Annotated in this window: 21 protein-coding genes; 8 read left to right on the forward strand and 13 right to left on the reverse strand. The window is 58.3% G+C overall.

What is annotated here, in order from left to right:
- Positions 1 to 5 precede the first annotated feature (5 nt).
- The 10 genes from iolD to IMCC12053_RS12770 form a co-directional block, all read right to left on the reverse strand.
- Positions 6 to 1,931: a 3D-(3,5/4)-trihydroxycyclohexane-1,2-dione acylhydrolase (decyclizing) gene (gene iolD / locus IMCC12053_RS12725; protein WP_062219612.1), complete on the reverse strand. Its 1,926-nt coding sequence runs from the start codon at positions 1,929 to 1,931 to the stop codon at positions 6 to 8.
- A complete protein-coding gene (locus IMCC12053_RS12730) occupies positions 1,928 to 3,868 on the reverse strand; it encodes a bifunctional 5-dehydro-2-deoxygluconokinase/5-dehydro-2-deoxyphosphogluconate aldolase (protein ID WP_062219614.1) in 1,941 nt (646 codons plus the stop codon). The genes iolD and IMCC12053_RS12730 overlap by 4 nt, the downstream gene beginning before the upstream one ends.
- A 76-nt stretch (positions 3,869 to 3,944) precedes the next feature.
- On the reverse strand, positions 3,945 to 4,718 hold the full coding sequence (locus tag IMCC12053_RS12735; protein WP_236852432.1) for a TIM barrel protein: 774 nt from the start codon (positions 4,716 to 4,718) through the stop codon (positions 3,945 to 3,947).
- Positions 4,719 to 4,738: 20 nt separating this feature from the next.
- Positions 4,739 to 5,749, reverse strand: a complete 1,011-nt coding sequence (locus tag IMCC12053_RS12740) for a Gfo/Idh/MocA family protein (RefSeq protein ID WP_062219618.1) — start codon at positions 5,747 to 5,749, stop codon at positions 4,739 to 4,741.
- A gap of 11 nt (positions 5,750 to 5,760) precedes the next feature.
- Entirely contained in the window at positions 5,761 to 6,657 is an 897-nt protein-coding gene (locus IMCC12053_RS12745) for a sugar phosphate isomerase/epimerase family protein (protein WP_062219620.1), read from the reverse strand.
- 78 nt (positions 6,658 to 6,735) lie between these two features.
- Positions 6,736 to 7,524: an ATP-binding cassette domain-containing protein gene (locus IMCC12053_RS12750; protein ID WP_062219622.1), complete on the reverse strand. Its 789-nt coding sequence runs from the start codon at positions 7,522 to 7,524 to the stop codon at positions 6,736 to 6,738.
- Between the two features lie 10 nt (positions 7,525 to 7,534).
- On the reverse strand, positions 7,535 to 8,605 hold the full coding sequence (locus IMCC12053_RS12755) for an ABC transporter permease (protein WP_062219625.1): 1,071 nt from the start codon (positions 8,603 to 8,605) through the stop codon (positions 7,535 to 7,537).
- Positions 8,606 to 8,702: 97 nt separating this feature from the next.
- A complete protein-coding gene (locus IMCC12053_RS12760) occupies positions 8,703 to 9,641 on the reverse strand; it encodes a substrate-binding domain-containing protein (protein ID WP_062219628.1) in 939 nt (312 codons plus the stop codon).
- 363 nt (positions 9,642 to 10,004) lie between these two features.
- Positions 10,005 to 11,036 carry a LacI family DNA-binding transcriptional regulator gene (locus IMCC12053_RS12765; protein WP_062219629.1) on the reverse strand — a complete coding sequence of 344 codons (1,032 nt, stop codon included), beginning with the start codon at positions 11,034 to 11,036 and terminating at the stop codon, positions 10,005 to 10,007.
- Positions 11,037 to 11,103: 67 nt separating this feature from the next.
- Positions 11,104 to 12,108: a LacI family DNA-binding transcriptional regulator gene (locus IMCC12053_RS12770; RefSeq protein ID WP_062219632.1), complete on the reverse strand. Its 1,005-nt coding sequence runs from the start codon at positions 12,106 to 12,108 to the stop codon at positions 11,104 to 11,106.
- Positions 12,109 to 12,209: 101 nt separating this feature from the next.
- On the opposite strand from IMCC12053_RS12770, the gene iolG reads away from it, so the two are divergent.
- From iolG to IMCC12053_RS12790, 4 genes are read left to right on the forward strand one after another with little or no spacing between them, the layout of a single operon-like run.
- Entirely contained in the window at positions 12,210 to 13,232 is a 1,023-nt protein-coding gene (gene iolG, locus IMCC12053_RS12775) for an inositol 2-dehydrogenase (protein WP_062219634.1), read from the forward strand.
- The gene (gene iolE / locus IMCC12053_RS12780) at positions 13,229 to 14,131 is read left to right on the forward strand and encodes a myo-inosose-2 dehydratase (protein WP_062219635.1); all 903 of its coding nucleotides are present in this window, start codon (positions 13,229 to 13,231) and stop codon (positions 14,129 to 14,131) included. Before iolG ends, iolE begins: the two co-directional genes overlap by 4 nt.
- 7 nt (positions 14,132 to 14,138) lie before the next feature.
- Positions 14,139 to 15,302, forward strand: a complete 1,164-nt coding sequence (locus tag IMCC12053_RS12785) for a Gfo/Idh/MocA family protein (protein ID WP_062219637.1) — start codon at positions 14,139 to 14,141, stop codon at positions 15,300 to 15,302.
- Positions 15,302 to 16,339, forward strand: coding sequence for a Gfo/Idh/MocA family protein (locus IMCC12053_RS12790; protein WP_062219639.1), 1,038 nt, complete (start codon positions 15,302 to 15,304; stop codon positions 16,337 to 16,339). Before IMCC12053_RS12785 ends, IMCC12053_RS12790 begins: the two co-directional genes overlap by 1 nt.
- A gap of 14 nt (positions 16,340 to 16,353) precedes the next feature.
- Here the strand turns inward: IMCC12053_RS12790 and IMCC12053_RS12795 are convergent, their stop codons facing one another.
- From IMCC12053_RS12795 to IMCC12053_RS12805, 3 genes are all read right to left on the reverse strand, one after another.
- Positions 16,354 to 16,695, reverse strand: coding sequence for a hypothetical protein (locus IMCC12053_RS12795; RefSeq protein ID WP_062219641.1), 342 nt, complete (start codon positions 16,693 to 16,695; stop codon positions 16,354 to 16,356).
- Positions 16,696 to 17,509: 814 nt separating this feature from the next.
- On the reverse strand, positions 17,510 to 18,880 hold the full coding sequence (locus tag IMCC12053_RS12800) for a sensor histidine kinase (RefSeq protein WP_062219643.1): 1,371 nt from the start codon (positions 18,878 to 18,880) through the stop codon (positions 17,510 to 17,512).
- A complete protein-coding gene (locus IMCC12053_RS12805) occupies positions 18,877 to 19,536 on the reverse strand; it encodes a response regulator transcription factor (RefSeq protein ID WP_062219645.1) in 660 nt (219 codons plus the stop codon). The genes IMCC12053_RS12800 and IMCC12053_RS12805 overlap by 4 nt, the downstream gene beginning before the upstream one ends.
- A gap of 146 nt (positions 19,537 to 19,682) precedes the next feature.
- Here IMCC12053_RS12805 and IMCC12053_RS12810 point away from each other — a divergent pair, with 146 nt between their 5' ends.
- The 4 genes from IMCC12053_RS12810 to IMCC12053_RS12825 all read left to right on the forward strand — a co-directional run bounded on the left by IMCC12053_RS12810 (position 19,683) and on the right by IMCC12053_RS12825 (position 21,702).
- Positions 19,683 to 19,979 (forward strand): PepSY domain-containing protein, encoded by a 297-nt coding sequence (locus tag IMCC12053_RS12810; RefSeq protein ID WP_062219647.1) that lies wholly within the window; start codon positions 19,683 to 19,685, stop codon positions 19,977 to 19,979.
- On the forward strand, positions 19,972 to 20,640 hold the full coding sequence (locus tag IMCC12053_RS12815) for a cytochrome b/b6 domain-containing protein (protein WP_062219649.1): 669 nt from the start codon (positions 19,972 to 19,974) through the stop codon (positions 20,638 to 20,640). The genes IMCC12053_RS12810 and IMCC12053_RS12815 overlap by 8 nt, the downstream gene beginning before the upstream one ends.
- 172 nt (positions 20,641 to 20,812) lie before the next feature.
- On the forward strand, positions 20,813 to 21,193 hold the full coding sequence (locus IMCC12053_RS12820; RefSeq protein ID WP_062219651.1) for a PepSY domain-containing protein: 381 nt from the start codon (positions 20,813 to 20,815) through the stop codon (positions 21,191 to 21,193).
- A gap of 38 nt (positions 21,194 to 21,231) precedes the next feature.
- Complete coding sequence (locus tag IMCC12053_RS12825) at positions 21,232 to 21,702, forward strand: DUF2271 domain-containing protein (RefSeq protein WP_062219653.1); 471 nt, start codon at positions 21,232 to 21,234, stop codon at positions 21,700 to 21,702.
- Positions 21,703 to 21,713 lie beyond the last annotated feature (11 nt).

Below are 21,713 nucleotides of genomic sequence, written 5' to 3' on the forward strand. Positions count from 1 at the left end.
GTCTCTTAGTTGATCAGGCTCTGGCGAGCGGTTTGGGTGATGTAATCGGCGTAGCGGTCGCGTTGTTTCTGGCGCTCGGAGACCTGCGGGACAGCCACGTCCCAGAAGTATCCATGTTCGCCTGCACGCGTCTCGATCCCCGTGCCGGGGAAGGTTTTTGCGGTGGTCTCAATGACGATCACGGTCGGGATATTGCGGGTGCGCGCCGCCTTGATCTCGGCCTCAAGCTGATCGGTGCCTTTGGCTTTGACCGCATGCGCCCCCATGCTTGCAGCATGCGCCACATAGTCGATCTGCGGCTGATCCTCGACGTTGCAATCCACATACATGTTGTTGAACGGCTCGCCGCCACAGCCCATGGTTTGCAGACGGTTGATACAGCCATAGCCACGGTTGTCGGTCAAAACCACGGTGAACGGAATGCGGCGCATAACAGCCGTGGCCAGTTCCGAATTGGCCAACATATAAGAGCCGTCGCCGACAAAACAGATCACGTCGCGTGCGGGTTCGGCCAGTTTCAGCCCCATGGCCCCCGCCACTTCATAGCCCATGCACGAATAGCCGTATTCCATGTGATAGCCGCCCTGCGAGGGTTGCCACAGCAGTTTCAGCGCACCGGGCATGGTCCCCGCCGCGCACATGGCAATCGCCGTCTCGTCGGTGGCGCGTTGCACGGCGCCGATCACTTGGCCGTCCGTGGGCAAGGCCGCCTGATCGTCGGGACGCGCACAATAGGCATCGACGGCCCGCAGCCAGTCTTCGCGGGCCTGCGCATTCGGAGCCTCGGCTTTGTAGTTACCGATGGCTGCAGACAGCGCCTCAAGCGCCACTTTCGCATCACCCACAAGGCTCACCGCGCCGTGTTTGGCCGCGTCATAGCCGTGGATATTGATCGAGACCAGTTTTGCGTCCTCGCCAAACAGGGTCCGCGAGCCGGTGGTAAAATCTTGCAACCGTGTGCCGACACCAATCACCAGATCCGCCGCCTCAGTGGCCGCATTGGCCGCCGCCGAGCCATCGACGCCCAATGCGCCAAAGTTCATCGGGTGGCTTTGTGCGAGGGCGGATTTACCTGCTTGGGTTTCCACTACGGGAATGCCGTGTTGGGTCGCGAATGCCGCAAGGGTCTGTTCGGCGCCGGCGTAGATCGTGCCGCCGCCTGCAATAATCACAGGGTTGCGCGCGACCTTGATCAGGCTCGCGACCTCATCCAACTCGCGGGCATCCGGCGCGGGGCGGCGCGTGTGCCACACCCGTGGCTCAAAAAACGCCTCGGGGTAATCGTAAGCTTCGGCCTGCACATCTTGGCAAAACGACAGCACCGCAGGGCCGCAATTGGCCGGATCGGTCATGGTGCGCAGCGCCCGTGGCAGCGCGGTCAGGAGATGCTCGGGCCGCGTGATACGGTCAAAATAGCGCGACACCGGCTTGAAGCAGTCGTTGGCCGACACGGTGCCATCGTCAAAATCCTCAACCTGTTGCAGCACCGGATCGGGGCGGCGGTTTGCAAACACATCTCCCGCCACGATCAGCAGGGGCAAACGGTTCACATGGGCCAGTGCTGCGGCGGTCACAACGTTGGTGGACCCCGGCCCGATGGAGGTGGTTACAGCCATCGCACGGGTGCGCTTTTTGCCTTTGGCATAGGCAATCGCCGCATGCGCCATGGTTTGTTCGTTCTGGCCGCGCCATGTGGGAAAGACATCGCGGGCGGCATGAAGCGCCTCGCCGATGCCCGCCACATTGCCGTGGCCAAAAATGGCCCACATGCCATCGATGTAGCGCTCGAGCTTTTGATTGCCTACCGCTTCGCTACTTGAGGCGGTTTTTTGTACGCCTACCGCTTCGCTACTTGAGGCGGCGGGCGTCATCTGCACCGAGAGCCATTTGATCATCGCCTGTGCGGCGGTCAGTCGGATCGTGTTGCTCATTGCACGGTCTCCATCGCTTTGGCACGGGCATTATCCCAGACCTGACACAGGCGGGTGTAGCGCGCGGCCATGTCATCAACCGCCGCCGCATCGCTCATCTCGCCCGTCATCCATGCGCGGGCGGCATCGCCAAAAATCGTCCGGCCAACCGCAAAACCTTTGACGAGCGCGAAGCCTGCGGCCACCTCGAAACTCGCGGACAGCTCTGCCTCGGGCGCATCAAGCCCGAGCACCACGATGCCGCGCGTGTGTCGGTCAAAATCTTCGATGGCAGATACGGCGGCGGCCCAGCCCTCCGCATCCGCCATCGGTTCCAGCTTCCACCAGTCGGGGTAAACCCCGATCTCGTAGAACTGCCGGATCAAAGTGGCGGTCGTATCGGGAGCAATGACCCCCACTTTTGATGGAATGAGTTCAAGTAAGAATTCAAGGTTGTTGCGCCGCGCAGCCTCGAACAGGCGCTTGACCGTGGCCTCCTGATCGGCGCGGGTCGCAGCGTCATCATCGGGGTGACAAAAACACAGGCATTTAACGACATTCTCACGCGCCCATTGGCTCAGCCCGCCAAAATCGGAGCCCAGTTCAGGCTCCAACGTCAAAGGCCGCGAGGCGGGCCATTCGGTCGGCCGTCCGATCCAAAGCCCGGATCCTGACGCCGCATGAAGTGCGGATTTACCAATGCGGTTGTCGCACAAGATACCGTAGCCGGTTTGACCGTTTTGCACCCGCTGCGCCGCTTTGAGGCACAATTCCTTGAACGCGCCACCGCGCTCAATCGTGTAGCCGTCCATCTGTTCGAGCTGCACACGGTGATCAAAGGCAAACACCCGCATGGTAGACCAGTCGCCCGCATTGCGTGTGTGGCGCGTGGTGGACCAATGGATTTGCTCAAGCGCCGGATCGTTGCGCAAATCCCTTTGCACCACGCCGCGCCCGAGGAAAAACTCAAGCTCCTCAACACTCGGATAGGCCGGCGTGCAGCCGTGGCGCGACACCGCGAAGGCGCCGCAAGCATTGGCGTATTTGAGCGCCGTGGGCCAACTCACCGCATCCAGTGTCTGCGCCTCCATCCACCCTTTGAGCAGACCGGAGAAAAATCCATCCCCCGCGCCAAGCACGTTGAACACTTCGATCGGAAAGCCCTGCCCCGTTTGGCCGCCATCAAGGCTATCAGGGATCGCGCCCTCAAAGGCTGACGCGCCAAGCGCGCCGCGTTTGCACACCAGTGTCGCACTCGATTGCTCGCGCACCGTGCGCAGGGCAGCAAGCGTATCGGTGGACCCGCCCGCGATATGGAACTCTTCCTCGGTGCCCACAATGAGATCAAAATAATGAAGCGTAGCCAGAAGCTTATCCGTTACAGCCTGACTTTCGACAAAGCGGCTTTCGCCGTCACCATGCCCCGCCACGCCCCACAGGTTGGGACGGTAATCGATATCAAGCGCGGTGCGGATGCCGTGTTCGCGGGCAATCTTGAGCGCCTTGATCACCGCCGCTGCGGTTTTGGGATTGGACAGGTGCGTGCCCGTGACAACAACAGCCCGCGCGCGTGTGATGAACGCAGGGTCGATATCGTCCTCGCACAGCGCCATGTCCGCGCAGTCCTCACGGTAGAAAATCAGCGGAAACTGGTCCTCGTCGCGAATGCCCAAAATCACAAGCGCCGTCAGGCGGTCGGGATCGGTCACAACGCCGTCCGTGCACACGCCCTCGCGCGCCAGTTGCTCGCGGATAAACCGCCCCATATGCTCATCGCCCACGCGGCTGATCAGCGCGGTTTTAAGCCCTAAACGAGACGTCCCGCACGCGATGTTCGTCGGACTGCCGCCAATGTATTTGTCGAACGACCCCATGTCCTCCAACCGCCCGCCAACCTGCGTGCCATACAAATCAACGCCCGCGCGCCCTATCGTGATTACGTCAATGTCTGTGCTCATGGAGAAGTGCCTGTCAGTTCAGTTGCGTGTGTCATTCCAAGGGCCGAGCGGTCGCCCAGCCCTCAGGAGTAGTGGTTCAAAGGGCGGACTTTACGTGCGTAATCGAGGTTGCTAAAGCCGCCTCGGCATCAGCCAGCGCGTGCACCTCTTCGGCAAAGGGCTCGAAGCTGAAAGGACCGGTGTAGCCCAAATCGAGCAATGATTTGATCTGAAAAATATTTTCCAAACGGTCGTCTTCATCCACCAAAACGCGGTGCGCATCGAGCATATCGTCGACAGACACTGAGGGATCAGTGACACCCGAGATGTGGACGAGGCCCGTCCATTCAGGAAAGAACTCGGTCTCTCCCGCAAGATGGTGGTGGAACGTGTCGTGCATCAATTTGTAAATCCCCTCCCCACCCGCAGCCTTGATCGCGTCGATTGCGGTAGCTTTCTTGCGCATGGAAGAGATCGGGAAGCCTAGAGGTTCGACCAGCCCCATTAAGCCGCGTTCAACAAGGATCGGCTTCATCGCCTTTAGCGCTGCGACCAGATCGTCGAAGGAAACGACATTGCCGTCATTGAGCGGGCACATGACCAATGCACGTGCGCCGCAGACCTTGGCATAATCAGCCATAGCCACAGCACGTTCGGGCAGATCGTCCGACCAAACGTTAAACGGGTAAAGTGCGTTGATCGACAGGATGGTCATCCCGTGTTTCTCGGCCAGTGCCTTAACCTCTTCGGGGGGTATTGTGCCGACGACATCGGGGATGTCGTTGCGGATCTCCACCTCGGTGATCCCGAGACGTTTGGACATCTCGAAGAAGGCTTCGAGTGACAGCTTGGGCGCTGCGATATGGTTCATTGCAAAATGCATGGCAAACCTCAGTTGTAAAGCGCGGGGCGCTCAGGATTGGAGATGATGATCGCGGAGCCTTCGGCCTCTTGCGCCTCGACGCAAGCGTCACAGGTCACGGCAGCCATGTAGCCATCCCAAGAGGAAGGGCCAGTCGCTGTGCCCTCGGCCGCGGCTTTGATGAAGTCCTGAAGTTCAACATCATAGGAGGCGACGAAACGGTCCTTCCAATCTGTCAGGATTTCATTTTGAAATTTGGCACCAAGACGCATTTTAATGGCCTGCGGCTCGGGCAAGTAGGCAACACCATCTTCCCCGACAACCTGACATTGGATGTCGTAGCCGTATTTGCAGTTCACATAGATTTCCGTGTTGATCACCACACCTTTGGCGGTGGTCAGGGTAACAATCTGCGGATCGCGCAGCTTGGCATGGCTCGCGGCACAGGAGCGCGGGAACGTCACACGAGCAGAGACATAGTCATCATCGAGCAGCCAGCGGAACACGTCGATTTCGTGCACAAAAGTATCGTGGATCGCCATAGGCGTCACATATTGTTCGGGCACCGCTGGGTTGCGATGCGCGGCGTGAACCATGATCGGTGCGCCGGTATTGTTCACGACCGCATCTTTGAGCGCAACATATCCGCTGTCGTAGCGACGCATGAACCCGACCTGAACGAGACGTTTGCCTGCCGCGACTTCCGCATCGACAATGCGCTTGGCTCCCTCAGCCGTCGTCGCCAAAGGCTTTTCACAAAAGACGGGTTTGCCTGCCTCGATTGCGGCCAGAACGTAGTCCTCGTGGGTAGAGCCCGTCGAGCAAACAAGAACGGCATCGACCGTGTTGGCGGCGATCAGCTCTTGACCCGTCGCATGGACAGTAGCATCGGGGGCCAGATCAGCCTGGACAGCTTTTGCGGCCTCGGAGGAATAGTCTGACAAAGCGACAACTTGCGCGCCTGCGAGTACGTTTTGGATGCGGCGGGTATGATCGCGACCGATCATGCCTGTGCCAATAACACCGATTTTAAGCGTCATATCTGTCGTCCTTATTTATAATGCTTTGCGAGATACTGTTTGGTTTGTGCGAGCATGAACCGCGCACTGTCTTCGGCGCGGTCTTCCCAGGCAAACACGCAGTTTGACAGCACGCCGTCGAATTTCATCTCGGCCAATATTGCGAAAAACAGATCCCAGTCTATTTCACCTTGGCCAAAGTCGAGATGCTGGTGAACGCGCACTTTGGATTCTGGTGGATTTACGATGTAGCGCAATTCAGATGACTTGTTGTGATCATAGGTGTCGGCCAAACGAACATGTTCCAACAGACCGGCGGTTGCGCGCAAATTTGCTTCCATATTGGGGCCATAGAAGAAGGTGTGCGGCGCAATGAATGACGCGCGAACCATCGGCGAATTGATGGTTTTGATGATGTCGATGGCGGGATGAATTTCTTCGACCCAGTCCTCTGGGTGCGCCTCAAGCGACAGCTTGATCCCCTCTTTTTCAAGCAGAGGGACCAAAATATCCATCGCACGAAAGAACTGCCCCTCGCACACTTCCGGGCGGTGAAGACCCGACGTGTCGTTGAGCGAACGGTTCGGCGAGCCCCCGCGTCCGAACTCGGACACAAACATCGGGCACTCTAATTCGACAGCCAACTCGATTGCGCGCTTCCAATTCTTGATCGCCATGTCCCACTCGTCTTGGTACGGGCTGGCCCAGCGATACATCGGCTGAATGGTTGCAAGACCCACGTTGTTCTCCTGCAACGCCTTTTTGAAAGACTGGATTTTTTCCGGGTACAGTTTGGGGCGTGTCCACCACGAAAAGAAATCTGGACGCGGAGACATTTCCACGTAGTCGTAACCAAGCTCTGCGACTTTGCGGACAGTATCCTCCAAAGACAGATGACGGATCATATGCGGGTCAAGTGTATGCTTCATAGCGTGGCTCCGTGTAAGGCTAAAGGGAGTGGGCGCCCCACCCGCAGGGCGGCGGACGGGGCAAAGGGACTATCGAAACTACTCGGCTTCGGGAAATTCTGCGCCAGTTTTGGCACCCGTGATGTAAGCTACGACGTCTTCGGGCTTGAGCGCATCGTCCACCTTGATGTTGGCGCAGATGCGGCCACGACGAAACACGACGATCCGATCCATCAAGTCAAACACCTGACGCATATTGTGGCTGATCAGGATCACAGGCTCGTTTTGCTCTTTGAGCGTGCGAATGATGTTCTCCACCTGCGCAGTTTCCTGCACACCGAGCGCGGCCGTTGGCTCGTCCATGATCGTGAGCTTAGAATGGAAGGCAGCCGTACGGGCAATCGCCACACATTGGCGCTGCCCCCCCGACATGTTCTGGATCGAGTTAAGAATGTTGGGAATTTTCACCCCTGTCTTCACCAGACCAGCTAACGTCGCTTCGCGCATCGCTTTGTTATCGAGGATCGAAAACGGCCCAAGCTTGAATTTCACCTTTTCACGGCCCAAAAACAGGTTCGATGGAACGTCGAGGTCATCCGCCAATGCGAGATTCTGGAACACTGTCTCGATACCCGCTTCTCGTGCCTTGATCGGTCCGTCAAAATGCGTCGGTTCGCCGTGGAGGATGATGTCGCCCCGGGTCCGCTGCTCGACGGCGGTGATTTGACGTACGAAGGTGGATTTACCCGCCCCGTTGTCGCCCATTATGGCGACATGCTCACCTTGATGAATCTTAAAGTTGGCTCCCTCGAGGGCATGAACCCCGCCGTAATGTTTTGTCAAATCGCGCGTCTCCAGCACGATTTCGGACTTGCTGTAATCCAACATTTCTTTCTCCTTACATCCGTGCTGCATTGCGCTTTTGGCGATATTGATCGAGGACAACCGCACCGACGATGATCACACCTTTGACCATTTCTTGATAATAGGCATCGAGGCGCAGGAACGTGAAACCGGAGATGATGACACCAAAGATCAGAGCGCCAAGCACCGTGCCGAGGATAGAGCCACGACCACCCGAGAGCGACACGCCACCGATGACGGTCATAGCGATTGCATCGAGCTCGTACATGGTACCCATGCCGGCCTGCGCAGTGAGGTTTTTCGACGAGAGCACGACCGCGGCTAGAGCGGCAAGGACTCCCGCGATGGTGTAGACGAGAACTTTATGGTGTTCGACTTTGATCCCGGACATGCGGCTAGCCTGCTCATTGGACCCAATGGCATATGTGTGTTTGCCGTAAACCGTGTACTTCAAAACCAGGTGGAACAAGACAGCCAGAGCGATGAATATGAAAACCGGCGTCATGCCCGACCCGAGCGCAGCGTAGCTGTCGGTCGGGAAAGAAATAGGTTGGCCTTTGGACCACCACTTGGCGGCGCCGCGCGCGAACACCATCATCCCCAAAGTCGCGATAAAGGGCGGAATTTTCGTGTAGGCGATCAGCACCCCGTTGATACCGCCGGCGATCACACCACACACTATGCCAACCGCGATTGGAACAATGACGGGTAAGTCGGAAACACCGCCGAACACCAAGCTGGGATTTTCCATGCCATTGAATTCGGCCACCTGTGCAAATGACATTGCCACCATGGCCGTTGCGCCGACAATCGAACCAGGCGACAGGTCGATACCACCCAGAATGATGACTTGGGTTGAGCCAAGTGCAATAATGCCAATGATAGATACCTGAAGAATGATGATCTTCAAACGCGCTTCGTTGAAGATGCTGTCAAAGCGGTCAGCACTATCGAAGAGTAGGCTTTGACCCATCAACAAGGCCCCAAGTCCCTCGAAAATAACCACGATCAGAACCAGCGCAAAGAACACGTTCCATTCAGGCGCGCGCGCTTTTTTCTTATCGTCGAAGGTCAATCCCCCTACGCCGTGCAATGTTTTCGACATATCTTGCTCCCAGATTTCGGCACGCCGTTACAGGCGCGTAAGGTGAAGCGGCACTTGCGCTCCGCTTCACTGTTTTCACGTCCAGACGGGTGTCTGATTACTTCGTGTAGTCACCGAGGTTGGCGGGTGTCACTAGCTCGAACGGCACGTAGACTTTCTGGTCAACATCTTCGCCAGCAGCCAGTTTCAGTGCGGCATCCAGAGCGCCTGCGCCCTGACCTGCTGCGTTCTGGAACACAGTGACGTCGAGATCACCTGCGGCCATTGCGGCGAGAGCGTCTGCGGTCGCGTCAACTCCGCCCACCTCGACGGAATCCATATCGATGCCCGCTGCTTTCATTGCCTGAATGGCGCCGATGGCCATTTCGTCGTTGTTGGCGATCAGCGCGTCGAAGGGTTCACCAGAGGACAACCAGTTGGTCATGAGATCCTGAGCTTCATCACGGGACCAGTTTGCGGTCTGCTGATCGACGACTTCGATGAAGGAGCACATATCCATGGAAAGAACGTCTTCGATGTCTTTGGTGCGCTGAACGGCCGCTTGGTTGGACAGCTCACCCATCATCACGTAGGCACGAGCACCGCCGCCTTTGCCAGCAGCACGCAGGTTCTTGCAGATTTCGAAGGTTTCCAACGTACCGGATTCGATTTCGTTGGACGCAACGAAAGCTTGGTTGTCGGGCAGCATATCGACGTTGATCGGTTGACGGTTGACGTAGACGAGCGGCACGCCAGCGGCTTCAGCAGCGGCGGTCATGGCCTGCGTGGCGGAGGTGTCGACAGGGTTTACGATGATCGCGTCAACACCGGATGCAACAAAGTTGTTGATTTGGTCGAGCTGTTTGGCCACGTCGTTCTGAGCGTCTTCGACCTGAATGTCTACACCGTCCATACCGTCGGCCATCTCGATCATACCGTTGCGCAGAACAGTCAAGAAGTTGTCGTCGAACAGCGCCATGGAGACACCGATAGACGCGGCGGACGCGCTTGAGGCAAGCATGGTAGCGACACCTGCCGCGATAATAGTCTTTTTCATTGAGTTTCCTCCCAAGTCCGACGTCCGGCGCGTCGGCGTTTGAATTGTTAGGCCGGAGTGACCCGTGTTAGCGTCACTTTCCGCTGCGCGACCTCCTCGACGCGAAGCAGTTTTTTTTGGTAGGAAGGCAAACCTCACCCAGCCCTCGCCCATTGGGCGAAGAGATCAAATTGCGAAAAACGGGATGAACCGTCGCCGCAAATTTATAAGCTCGGATGAAATGATCCTCCCAGCCGAACTCATGTCTTCATGTCTCGGCTGGCAGAAGGTTGATCCCATTTCGCGCTTCGGGTCAACGGAGGGCGCTCAATATCACATCATTCATGATGTGACTATGGGGCTAATTTTGATGTAAAAACATCACTAAATGGACTCAGGCAGATAGAGCTGCGGCTGTAAAAATGCTTGTCCTGGCACAGCCGCACCGCCATTTTTTACTGCGTTCACCATCATTTCCACCAGCTCAACACACAGTTGCCGCAACGGCGTTGAGATCACCATGGTCACATAGCCGTCGGCAAGTGCTGCACGGCTGTCTTCTGTTAACTCATTGACCACCAGAGCCACGTCGTGAGGCCGAACTGTTTCACGAAGCGCAGCAATCGCGCCTTCCATGCCACCTCCCGCCACATAGAGCCCACGCAGATCAGGGTGACGGACCAGCAGTTCCAAAGTCGCTTCATAAGTCAACTGCCGCGTCTCGAGATTCACCAATGAATCGAGCACCGTGAAGTTCGGAGCACTGTCCCGCACGAAGCTGCGAAATCCCGTCTCGCGTAGCTCGTGACCGTGCCAGCGATTGCCTCCGACAAAAACACCGAACTTACCGTTTGCGCGCGCGGCAGTCGAGGCCATCCACCCCGCTAAACGCCCAACCTGCATGTTGTTAAGGCCAAGATAGTTTTCACGAACGCCTTGGGCAAAGTCGTTGAGCAAGGCGAAGGTGGGGATTCCTCTCTCTTTGAGCCGTTGAACCTCTTGCGTAATGTTCTGATGATTGACGGCCGAACTGGCCAAAGCATCCACCTTGGGTGCGATCGCATGGATTTCATCTAGGAAGGCCTCAGGCGTTTGCGCACTTGAAAACCGAATTACAGCCCGCCCGCGAATATCACTGCGCTCAGAAACGGCCTGCTCAATTTCGGCGGCGAAATTCTGATAGAATTCCTGCTTCCCTTTGTGAAGCACAATTCCAAAAGTCATCTGTGGAACCGAAGAGTCTAGCCTTCGGTCAAAAAGGGCAGAAGCGTGATATCCAACCTTATGCGCCGCCATGGCCACTTTGCGCACCGTTTCTTCGCGGACCGTGCCGCGCCCGTTGAGCACGCGGTCCACAGTTGCAGGACCGACCCCTGCCTCTCGGGCGATGTCCTTGATTGTCGGGCGATTGGCCATAACGAGCTCCTATGGTGTATTTACATCATAGGATGCAAAGTACATCGCAGAGTAGCAAGACCCTTCCTTACGTTTCGCGCAAATGCACGCGGATCGGCGTCCTGTAATCCACGATGCCGTCGCGCCGTCCGTAGTGATGCGCGATCACACAGAGTGCCGTTTCAACCTCCAGAACGGGTTCTTGATCAAGCACCGCATCGATCTGGCCCGCCTTCAACAATGCCCGCCTGTGTTCGGTCAACTCATGGGTAATAAAAACGACATCACTGCGCTCTGCACGCTTGATGGCTTCGGCAACTTTGACGCCTCCTGCCGAGGCGTTGTAGATGCCAACGATCCCTTTTTGCGACGCAAGCGCTTGCATCGCAAGCTCGCCTGCCCTTTCGCCCCTCTCATAGCTCTCTACAGCTTGAACGAGCCGACACGCTGGGTAGCGCTGCGCCAGTACATCCTCGAACCCACGTCGACGCTCGGCCTGTCCGATCATCGACCAAAGGCCACCAATCAGCATCAGGTCTCCACCCCGAGGCCCGACAAACCGCCCCATAAGATCGCCTGCGATGCGCCCGCCCGTATAGTCGTCCGGCCCGACATATATCGCACGCTCGGCGCGGATGTCCGTGGCCAAGGCAATGACAGGCTTTCCTCCTTCCGCAAATCGGTCGAGTTCAACGGCAATGGGATCTTCGTCGGGCAAACAGGTGATAATCGCATCATGAGCCGCAATCGCACGTTGTATCGTTTGATAGACCTTCAACGGATCCGAAGGATCCGCAATGAAGACCCGCGTTTGGATGTTGAACGGATTTACCCCACGGTTCTGATCCGAAAAGGCGCGGGCGAGTGAAGCGTGAAACGGGTTCTCGTCGGACTGTAAAATCGCGGCCACCCGCAAAGTCCGCGCTGCCCTCAAATCCAACGCCCGGTCCAGCTTCAACCGCTTTGCTGCCGCAATAACGCGCCGTTCCTTATCCGTGACAACGCCGCCTCGATTGTTGAGCACACGGTCCACCGTGGCGGGCGACACCCCCGCCTCCCGCGCCACGTCTGCTGCTGTCACCTTGGATACCATTTCGCCTCCGCTTGAAGATATTTCATCAAAACATCCTTAGCACGACCGCCCCCGATTTTGTAAACTTACATCATCGCCGACAGGGCGAATGGAGGACTATCATGAAAAAACTGGCTTGTTTCGGCGCGGGGCGTATAGGGCAGGTTCACGCAACCAATGCCGCCGCGCAACTGGGCGTTGCACTTATCTATCTCGTAGATCCGGTCGACACCCCTGCCCGCACGGAATTGGCCGCGCATACAGGAGCAAATATCACTAATACGGACACCGTTTTTGACGACCCGTCCATCGACGGCATCTTGATCGCCAGCTCAACCAATAGTCACGGTGATCTACTAATGCGCGCCGCCAAGGCAGGCAAAGCGGTGTTCTGCGAGAAACCGATCAGCCTCGACTTTGCGCTAACCCAGCAAGTTATGGAGGCCGTGGAGGCCTCAGGAATTCCTTGTATGATGGGGTTCCAGCGCCGCTATGACGCCAGTTTTCGCGCAGTGCACGCTCGTATTGCTTCTGGAATGTCGGGCTCGCTGGAACAGCTCACAATGTTCTCGCGTGACCCGTCCCCGCCCCCGCGCTCGTATGTGGAAACCTCGGGCGGTATGTTCCGCGACAGCACAATCCACGATGCAGACATGGCCCGCTTCCTGCTGGCCGAAGAAATTGCCACCGTCTACGCGGTCGGCGCATGCCTGATCAGCGATGAAATTGGTGTCGCAGGGGATGTGGATACGCTCATGGTTACCCTCACCACGGTGTCGGGCCGCATGGCCAATATCACCGCATGCCGCCGTGGCCCGATGGGCTACGACCAACGTCTGGAAGCACTCTGCGCGCGCGAGGTGTTGAACGTTGAAAACCAGACCCAGACCCATATGACTGTCTCGTCCGCAGACGGCAAACGCTTGGCCGCACCCGAAAACTACTTTATCGAACGCTTCCGGCAGGCCTATGCCGCCGAAATGGAAGCTTTCGTAGACCTGTTGGAAAACGGCAAGGCACCTTTAGCGGGTATTCGTGATGGCTATGAGGCGCAACGCCTCGTGGAGGCCGCACTCCAATCCTACCAAACGGGAGTGCCCGTTGCCTTCGGCGCGGATTGGACACCGCAGGGAGGTGCCGCATGACCGCCCTACCCCAAGGCGTCCATCTCGGCGTTAGCCCACTGTCGTGGAGCAATGATGTTCTGCATGATCTCGGCGCTGATATCCCCGTCGAAACCTGCTTGACGGAGGCCGCGCAGGCGGGCTACGCGGGCGTCGAACTGGGTCGCAAATTCCCGCGCGATGCAAAAAACCTTCGCCCACGGCTCGCTGCGCATGATCTCTCGCTTGTTTCGGGTTGGTATTCGGGGGAGTTGGCTGAGCGCTCGCTCGACGCGGAAATCCATGCCGTGCACGCACATGCCAGCCTTTTGCGGGACATGGGCTGCTCTGTGCTGGTCTATGGCGAGGTGGCGATGATGACGGGGGACGCCCCGCTCGATGTGGGTATGTCCACCCGCACGCTAATGCCGCGCGCCGCGATTGCCGCATATGCTCTGCGCCTGACCGCGTTTGCGATCCATCTACGTGACACGTACGGGCTTAAACTGGCCTATCATCACCACCTGATGATGGTCGCCGAAACCCTGCCGGAAATTCAGGCGCTTATGTCCGCGTGCGGGACACAGGTCGGTCTATTGCTCGACACAGGCCATGCCGCAGCAGCTGGGTTCGAGTACACCGATTTGATCGACGGCTTCGCGGATCGCATAACCCATATCCACCTAAAGGACGTGCGACGCGACGTAATGGCCGCGGTCCGTGCGGGCGATCTGAGTTTCAACGGCGGGGTGCGCGCAGGCATGTTCACTGTTCCGGGGGATGGTTGCCTAGACTTTGCCCCGCTCACCCGCTTCGTCCGCGAAAGCGGCTATAGGGGCTGGCTGGTGATTGAGGCCGAACAGGACCCCGAAAAGGCCCCGCCACTCGCCGCCGTCACGCGCGGCCGAAACGCCATCCTTTCCGCATTCCAAGATTCGTGAGACACACATGACAAAGACCCTCAACATCGGCCTGATCGGATCGGGCTTTATGGGCCAAGCCCACGCCGACGCCTTCCGCCGCGCCGAAATGCTCTATCCAGATCTGCCCGCCAAGCCGCGCCTCTATATGCTGGCGGATGCGACACATGCGCTTGCCGACAAGGCCGCCGCGCGCTTCGGTTTCGAAAAAGCAACGGGGGACTGGCGCACCCTTGTTGCCGACCCCCAAGTAGACGTGGTCGACATCACCTCGCCCAATTTCCTGCACTTCGACATGGCCATGGCGGCGATTGAGGCGGGCAAGCACGTCTATTGCGAAAAGCCGCTGTCCGTCACCGTAGCACAGGCCGAGGCCATGACCACCGCCGCGCAAAAAGCTGGCGTAAAGACCATGGTCGCTTTCAACAACGTGAAGACACCTGCCGCGATGCTGGCCAAACAGATCATCGAACGCGGAGAGATCGGCACGCCGACGCGCTTTCGCGGATGGTTTGATCAAGGGTTCTTCAATGATCCCGACCTGCCTTTTTCTTGGCGTTGCGCGCGCGAACAGGCGGGATCGGGCGCTTTGGGAGATCTCGGCTCCCATGTCATTTCCGTAGCCCAGTATCTGATGGGCGACATCACCGAAACCATTGCGCAGACCCAGACCTATTTCCCGACCCGCCCCGAGCCGCAGGGTCAATCGGGCTATAGTGCCAAAGCCGCCGAGAATGCGCCCCGCCGCGCGGTAGAAAATGAGGATCAGATCCAGACCATGATCCGCTTTGCCTCGGGCGCGGGCGGCACCATCGAGGCAAGCCGCATCAGCGCGGGCAAGGTCTTCGGCATCTACTGGGAGGTTTCTGGGACCACGGGCACAATCATCATGGACGGCGAGCGGTTCAACGAGATCAAACTCGCCCGCTATGACGACGACAAGCGCGATCGTGGTTTCAAAACCCTACTCGCGGGCAGTCAGGTGCCCCAATTTTCTGCATTTTTTCCATTCGACTTTGCCGGAGGCGGGCTTGGATACTTTGACGTCAAGGTCATTGAGATTCGCGACTTGATTGATGGCATCTGCTCGGACGGGCCGTGCACCCCCGACTTTGGCTTTGGCCTAACAAATCAGCGTATTGTCGAAGCTATGGAACGTTCACTCGACACCAAAACATGGGAGACCGTTTGATGCCTTTTCCAAGCACCCTTCCCGCCTCGCGCATTCCCGATCCAATGGACGCCCCACCGCTAAGATGGGGCGTGCTTGGGTCAGGTTGGATTGCCAGACAGTTCATCGCCTCGACCCGCGCCCATACACTGCAAGTCTTTCACGCCGTCGGATCGCGCTCCCGCGAGAAGGCCGAGAGCTTTGCCGAAGAATGGAATATTGCGATTGCCCATGCCAGCTATGAGGCTTTGGTCTGCGATCCGGATGTCGATGTGATCTACGTGACCACGCCGCATAACATGCACTTCGCCCATGTCAAACTGGCCTTGGAAGCGGGTAAACATGTGCTCGTCGAAAAGCCGATGACGATGACTTATGCGCAGGGCAAAGAGCTGGCCGGTCTGGCTCAGACCAAGCGGCTGTTTTTAGCGGAGGCTCTCTGGACCTATTTCCTACCAAAATTCGACGTGTTGCAGCAGGTTTTCGATAGCGGATGCCTTGGCGAGATCAAGTCTATCCATACCGAATACGGCGAATATTTCGCCCGCGACCATCGTATTTTTGAACCCAAACTTGCAGGTGGGCCATTGCTTGATCTGGGCACCTATCCGCTTTCGCTAATCACCAAGCTGATGGGGGTGCCGACACGGATGGCGGGGCTCAAGCAGATGGATCAAAGCGGCGTGCACGGTCAGATTTCATTGGTGATGGAAAACATGTCGGGCAATCAAGCCACTCTTGCCACCACGCTCTACGGGCTCACCCCAACCAATGCCGCGATTGTCGGCACATTGGGCACGGTCCAATTCAGATCGGAGTTCAACCTACCCGGACCGTTCCGGATTCTGTCCGCGGACGGCTCGATCGTGCTTGACTACAACGAGCCGCGCGGGCGGCATTTCGAAGGGCTGTTCTATGAGGCCGCCGAAGTGGCCCGTTGCATCGCGGAGGGCAAAACCCAGACCGATTGCCGACCGCTGTCTCAGACACTAAACATGCTCGAAGCCCTAGACAAAATCGTCGAAACGCTCAGCATTGACTATAGCGCTTCAGTCTAGGGTGTAGACTTTATTCAGCTAAAGCTTGATCGCGAAGAGGTGGACAATGGCGAGGTCATTTCATTTGATTTTTCGTAGGTTTTGTAAGCCTTCGCATGTCTTTCATTTTGCAAAAAGAACCACTCGACCAAGTTGAGCATGGCGTAGAGATCACGATTATGAGGAATGCGCATTTTGGCATTGGATTTTGAAGAAATGACCGCCATCGCCCCTTTGTCGGCGATGGCTTTCGCCGGTTCTTGCCAACCCACAAACGCATCAATCACTTTGCTATCATGGATTTTTCGGCCATGACCTCGAAGCGCAGGGGCCGCACAAGCTCCGGCTAGCGTTATGGGGCCAATGGGTTCGAGCATGCGCCGGTCGTCAAAGCAGTCATCCTATTTCAATGCTTCCCATTCACCTGCATCGGCTGGCCTCGATGGCCCCACTATGTAAATGGCTTAGTGCTTTGGAGGGCCAATCTTCGTCTCAACCAATGCATTGTCAGGCGCTTCACCGGCCGTGCCTTTACTGGGTTTCAGCCCAGCATCTGGCGGCCTTGTCGGTGTATTGGATTGGAAACATATAGGGCGAATTCAAGCGGTTGCAGCGATGGATCAGAGTGTCAGCAGGACGCTGTTCATAAGGTGCTTGATCCAACGCATTTAAGGGGAACTATGGTGGTGTAATATGGAGACCCGCCAGACGGCGATTTTATTGGTCAACACTTCAACGACGAATTCTACAGCGCCCGTGTCTCTCGCGGGTCGTGACGCCAAATTCGCGGGCCAGATCCTCGATTAGCACCCCCTCAGCACGCTTACGCACGATGGCAAAACGCTGGTTTTGCGTCAGTCGTTGGTGCCGTGGTGCGCGCGGTCGGCCCATGTGAAGTAATCACCCCTATTTCTTGCCAGCATCATACAGGCAGCCCTGTTGTGGCATTTAGCCACAATTAATTCAGCATTATAAGATTGCAAAAACTGCCTGTATTCCGTTTGGAGCAGCCATCGGCTGTACGATCAAGCACATCCTACCGATCAACGGGTTGTCACGAAGCGTCGGGTAACTTGACCTCGACATGGCTCGCCCACTCATCGATCCGAACTGGATCATCACTGTTCTCGGTTGGCTCGGCGGCAAGGGAAATTATGCTATGGCGCAGGAACAGGCACGAAGCAGTTGATGTTAAGCTAGCCGTTCGGCGTTTAGCGCTGTGCCTCTCGCAAGATTGTCTGTGGGCATCTGGATTGATGCCTGGAAACCGGATGTGTCCCCCCGACGCGGCGATTCCAAGATCAACGGGCTTTCGATCCGGTCAGCTATGGCGGCAACAATCGCGAGGCCGAGTCCGTTGCCGTCATTGCTTGCGTTCGCACGCTCGAAGCGCGCGGTCAGACGGTCAAGGGTTTCGCGCGGCAGGACGGGACCGTCATTCGCTACGATCAGTTGGCCATTTTCCGTCAGGTTTACGTCGATCGGAACATCCGCCGCCCCGTGGCGCAAGGCGTTCTCCACGAGATTTCGGCACAAGATGGCAAAGGCATCGGGATCGATGTCCGACATGACCGCCGCGTCTGGCAGTGAAAGCGCGATCCGACCTGGCGCGCCCACGCGGCCGAGATCGTCCACTACGATACGGGCGACGGCGCGAAGGTCAGCGCTTCGGTCCACTCGCAAGCGCCCGCCTTCCGCACGCGCAAGCTGCATTAGGCGTTCGGAGAGCCGGGTCAGGCGCTTCAGCGTTGCCTCGATCTCGGCGGCCCGTGCTTCTGTGGCCGGATCCTGTGTTTCCGACCGAAGCCGCTGTGCCTGCGCAATAGCACCCGCGAGCGGCGTGCGAAGTTCGTGCGCGGCATTCGCAGCAAAGCTGCGCTCGGCCTCGAAAGCCTCGCGCAACCGGCGCATAAGGCCGTTGAGCGTGCCGGCCAAGGGGTCGATCTCAGTCGGCAGGTCATCCGCAGGAACCGCTGACAGGTCGCGGGCGCCGCGTGCCTCGAGCCTCGTGCGGAACCTGCGCAGTGGCTCGAGGCTGAAGCGAACGGCCAGGATGATGGCCAGAAGCACTACGGGCAGCATGACCAGCAGCGGCAGGCCGAGACCCATCTGGATTTCTCGGGCGACCGATGCGCGATGGGCCAATGGCTCGGCCACGGTGATACTGACCGTTCCCTGAAGCGCCGCATCGCCGTAGAGGCGATGGGAGGCTGTTTGCTGAAACCCCGGCCCGTCGTACCGCGGGAACACGGCGGGATCGGCTGCATGGGATTGCAGCAGAATCCGGCCTTCGGCATCCCTTACGAGATAGGTGAAAAGTTCGTCATGCTCCCGAATCGAGGCAAGCCGCTGACTCACCACTTGATCTTCCCGCCCGACGATGTCGATCACGGCCAACGGAAGGATGCGCTCCGCCGTTTCGCGCAGGGCAGTGTCAAAGACTTCGTCAAGCTCGCCCCGGACAATTACGGCGGTGACGGTTGCAGCCAACAGCCACAGCGCCGTCAGTACGAGACCGACCGACAGGGCCAGCCGGGTCTGCAGGCTGCGCGGAAGCCTCACGGCTTACCCAGCCGATAGCCCATGCCGCGCTCGGTCTCGATGACTGCACTCCCAAGCTTCTTGCGCAGGCGGCTTACATGGACCTCGATTGTATTGCTCTCCACCTCGGCGTCGAAGGCGTAGAGCCTATCCTCCAGCTGGGCCTTGGACAGCAAATGGCTAGGGCGGGCAAGGAAGGCGTCGAACAGTGCCCATTCGCGAGCGGTCAACGCAACCGGCTTGCCGTCGCGGTGCACGCTGCGCCCGGCCAAGTCGATGTTGAGCGATCCAAGAGTGACAAGGGGGTTTGGGTTGCCGCTATAACGCCGAGCGACCGACCCGATCCTGGCCGACAGTTCGGCCAGGTCGAAAGGCTTCACGAGGTAGTCGTCGGCGCCCGCGTTCAGCCCGTCGATTCGATCCGACACCTGGTCGAGCGCTGTGAGGATGATGACCGGAGTCACATCCCCCCGCGCGCGCAGGCTTTTAAGGAAGCCAATGCCGCGGCCGTCCGGAAGCATCAAATCGAGAAGGATTAGGTCATAGGACGTTGCCCTCACCGCATCGCCGGCGGTATCGAGGCGTGTGACCCAGTCAACGGACTGGCCATCGGCGGCAATCTGGTCGCGCACTGCTGCTCCCAGCACCGTGTCGTCCTCGATCAGCAGGATACGCATATCTGTCCTTTCCTTTTTTCCTGGACCATTTTTTTGGCAGTTGCGACTTACGTAAAGCTGACGTGCGCAGATACAGTTATTCAGGCTGCCGTCAGCTTGGTAGCGCATATATTGCATCGAGACACGCCCCATGAGGAGTTTGGCCCATGAAGAAGACATTGATAATTATTAGCGTTCTCGCGGTTTTCCCAGCCAGCTGCGCACTGGCGGACGATGATTGCTTTGTTCCAATGGCCGATTGGGAGCCGCGCGAAAGTATCACCCTACTGGCCGAGGAGAACGGCTGGACGGTGCGCCGCATCAAGATCGACGACGGCTGCTACGAGATTGATGGGCGCGACGCCGAGGGCCGCCGGATCGAGGTGACGGTGCATCCATCAAATCTGCAAATCATTGAATTCGAGTACGAAGAAGAAGAGGAGGAGGAGGACCACAATGACTGAAACCTACGCGACTGAACGCGAGGATGGACGACACGGTGCCGAAAGTACAATCCGTGTCTGGGATCCGCTAGTGCGAATGTTCCATTGGGGGCTCGTAGCGGCCTTCGCAGCGGCATACCTGAGTGCTGAAGAGCTATCGACGGTACATGAAGTGGCGGGATACATAGTTGCAGGGCTGGTGGCTTTCCGTCTGATCTGGGGGTTTGCCGGCAGCCGTTACGCCCGCTTTGCCCAGTTTATGAAAGGGCCGTCGGCGACAGTCCGTTATCTCGGCGACATGGTCAGTGGTCGTGAGCGCCGTTATCTTGGCCACAACCCCGCGGGTGCAGCGATGATCGTCGCACTACTGATCACCCTGTCGGGAACCGCTTTCACGGGCTGGCTGATGGAGGATGAAACCCGCATGACAATGCTGCCTGATTTTCCGCAAATCGTAGCGCCCGCCTGGGCTGACGACGATGGCGACGAACGCGCGGAACATGGTGAAGGCGGCGAAAGCGCGCTGGGAGAGGTACACGAAACCCTCGCCAATCTGATGCTTCTGCTGATTGCCGTCCATGTCGGCGGCGTGGTCTTGGCCTCGTTCCGGCATCGTGAAAACCTTGCCCGAGCCATGGTTACCGGTACCAAACGTGCGCCCGAGCCAGGCGACGTCGCCTGACCGGAGGAGTCCCCCCAAAGCCGATCGTTCCATCGGCCGAACCTGGCCCCGCCCTGATCGGCGGGGCCATTTTATTTCCTGACAGCAAGCTGAAGCAGGAATCGCTGGGGCGTCAGGATGCCCTCAGGTCGGGGCGCCAGATTGGTGTGAGCAGACGAAAGGAGACCCTGCCATGAAAAAGACCCTTACCGCCTTTGCCCTGATCGCACTTTTGCCCGCCGGCGCTGCGCTGGCCGACGACGATGATTGCGATGCGCCCCGTGACCAGTGGCAGCCGCGCGAGGCCGCGATGGAGATGGCCGAACAGAGCGGTTGGACGGTGCGCGACTTCGAGAGCGACGACGGCTGCTACGAAATCGAAGGCCGAGACCAGGATGGCCGCGAATTCGAGGTGAAGCTCGATCCGGCGACGCTGCAGATCGTCGAGATGGACTACGAGGATGATGACGACGACCGCAGTGGTGCTCGCAATTCCGCCCCCGCCGGTTCCGTCGCACCGCCGCAAAACGGCCTCTTCGGCAACGGCGCACCGCCGCAAGTTCAGGTGAACTGAACCGCTTCGCAGCCCCTCTCCGAACAAGGATACATCCAATGAAATCGCTTCTCAAAACGCTCGCGCTCACCACAGCGCTGACACTTCCTGGCCTCGCGATGGCCAGGCCGGTCACGCTCACCACGGCCCTCAACAATTACGGCGGCGACGGCGCCTATCTTGCGCTCTACGTCACCGACGCCTCGGGCGCATATGTCGGCAGTCTCTGGATGGCTGGCGGCAAGTCCAAATACTACAAGCATCTGAGTGACTGGCACCGCGCCACGGGCGGGGACACCGCGCAGGTCAACGGCATCACCGGGGCCAGCGTCGGCGCGGGTCGCAAGCTCAAGATCACGCTCGACTTGGCCGACGCGCTGTTCGATGCGGGCTATAAGCTTCACATCGATGCAGCTGTCGAGGATATGCGCGACAGTCCGAACGAGGTGGCGGTGCCGCTTACGACCGATGGCGCGGGCGTGACCACACGCGGGCGCCGCTACGTCGCCAGCTTCGTCTACGACATGTGAGGAGCGGGGCC

The sequence above is a fragment of the Celeribacter marinus genome (assembly GCF_001308265.1).
GTDB classification, from domain to species: Bacteria; Pseudomonadota; Alphaproteobacteria; order Rhodobacterales; family Rhodobacteraceae; genus Celeribacter; species Celeribacter marinus.

Coding starts and splice junctions, on each gene's coding strand:
- iolD (WP_062219612.1), bottom strand. CDS start 1,931: ATGAGCAACACGATCCGACTGACCGCCGCACAGGCGATGATCAAATGG.
- IMCC12053_RS12730 (WP_062219614.1), bottom strand. CDS start 3,868: ATGAGCACAGACATTGACGTAATCACGATAGGGCGCGCGGGCGTTGAT.
- IMCC12053_RS12735 (WP_236852432.1), bottom strand. CDS start 4,718: ATGAACCATATCGCAGCGCCCAAGCTGTCACTCGAAGCCTTCTTCGAG.
- IMCC12053_RS12740 (WP_062219618.1), bottom strand. CDS start 5,749: ATGACGCTTAAAATCGGTGTTATTGGCACAGGCATGATCGGTCGCGAT.
- IMCC12053_RS12745 (WP_062219620.1), bottom strand. CDS start 6,657: ATGAAGCATACACTTGACCCGCATATGATCCGTCATCTGTCTTTGGAG.
- IMCC12053_RS12750 (WP_062219622.1), bottom strand. CDS start 7,524: ATGTTGGATTACAGCAAGTCCGAAATCGTGCTGGAGACGCGCGATTTG.
- IMCC12053_RS12755 (WP_062219625.1), bottom strand. CDS start 8,605: ATGTCGAAAACATTGCACGGCGTAGGGGGATTGACCTTCGACGATAAG.
- IMCC12053_RS12760 (WP_062219628.1), bottom strand. CDS start 9,641: ATGAAAAAGACTATTATCGCGGCAGGTGTCGCTACCATGCTTGCCTCA.
- IMCC12053_RS12765 (WP_062219629.1), bottom strand. CDS start 11,036: ATGGCCAATCGCCCGACAATCAAGGACATCGCCCGAGAGGCAGGGGTC.
- IMCC12053_RS12770 (WP_062219632.1), bottom strand. CDS start 12,108: ATGGTATCCAAGGTGACAGCAGCAGACGTGGCGCGGGAGGCGGGGGTG.
- iolG (WP_062219634.1), top strand. CDS start 12,210: ATGAAAAAACTGGCTTGTTTCGGCGCGGGGCGTATAGGGCAGGTTCAC.
- iolE (WP_062219635.1), top strand. CDS start 13,229: ATGACCGCCCTACCCCAAGGCGTCCATCTCGGCGTTAGCCCACTGTCG.
- IMCC12053_RS12785 (WP_062219637.1), top strand. CDS start 14,139: ATGACAAAGACCCTCAACATCGGCCTGATCGGATCGGGCTTTATGGGC.
- IMCC12053_RS12790 (WP_062219639.1), top strand. CDS start 15,302: ATGCCTTTTCCAAGCACCCTTCCCGCCTCGCGCATTCCCGATCCAATG.
- IMCC12053_RS12795 (WP_062219641.1), bottom strand. CDS start 16,695: ATGCTCGAACCCATTGGCCCCATAACGCTAGCCGGAGCTTGTGCGGCC.
- IMCC12053_RS12805 (WP_062219645.1), bottom strand. CDS start 19,536: ATGCGTATCCTGCTGATCGAGGACGACACGGTGCTGGGAGCAGCAGTG.
- IMCC12053_RS12810 (WP_062219647.1), top strand. CDS start 19,683: ATGAAGAAGACATTGATAATTATTAGCGTTCTCGCGGTTTTCCCAGCC.
- IMCC12053_RS12815 (WP_062219649.1), top strand. CDS start 19,972: ATGACTGAAACCTACGCGACTGAACGCGAGGATGGACGACACGGTGCC.
- IMCC12053_RS12820 (WP_062219651.1), top strand. CDS start 20,813: ATGAAAAAGACCCTTACCGCCTTTGCCCTGATCGCACTTTTGCCCGCC.
- IMCC12053_RS12825 (WP_062219653.1), top strand. CDS start 21,232: ATGAAATCGCTTCTCAAAACGCTCGCGCTCACCACAGCGCTGACACTT.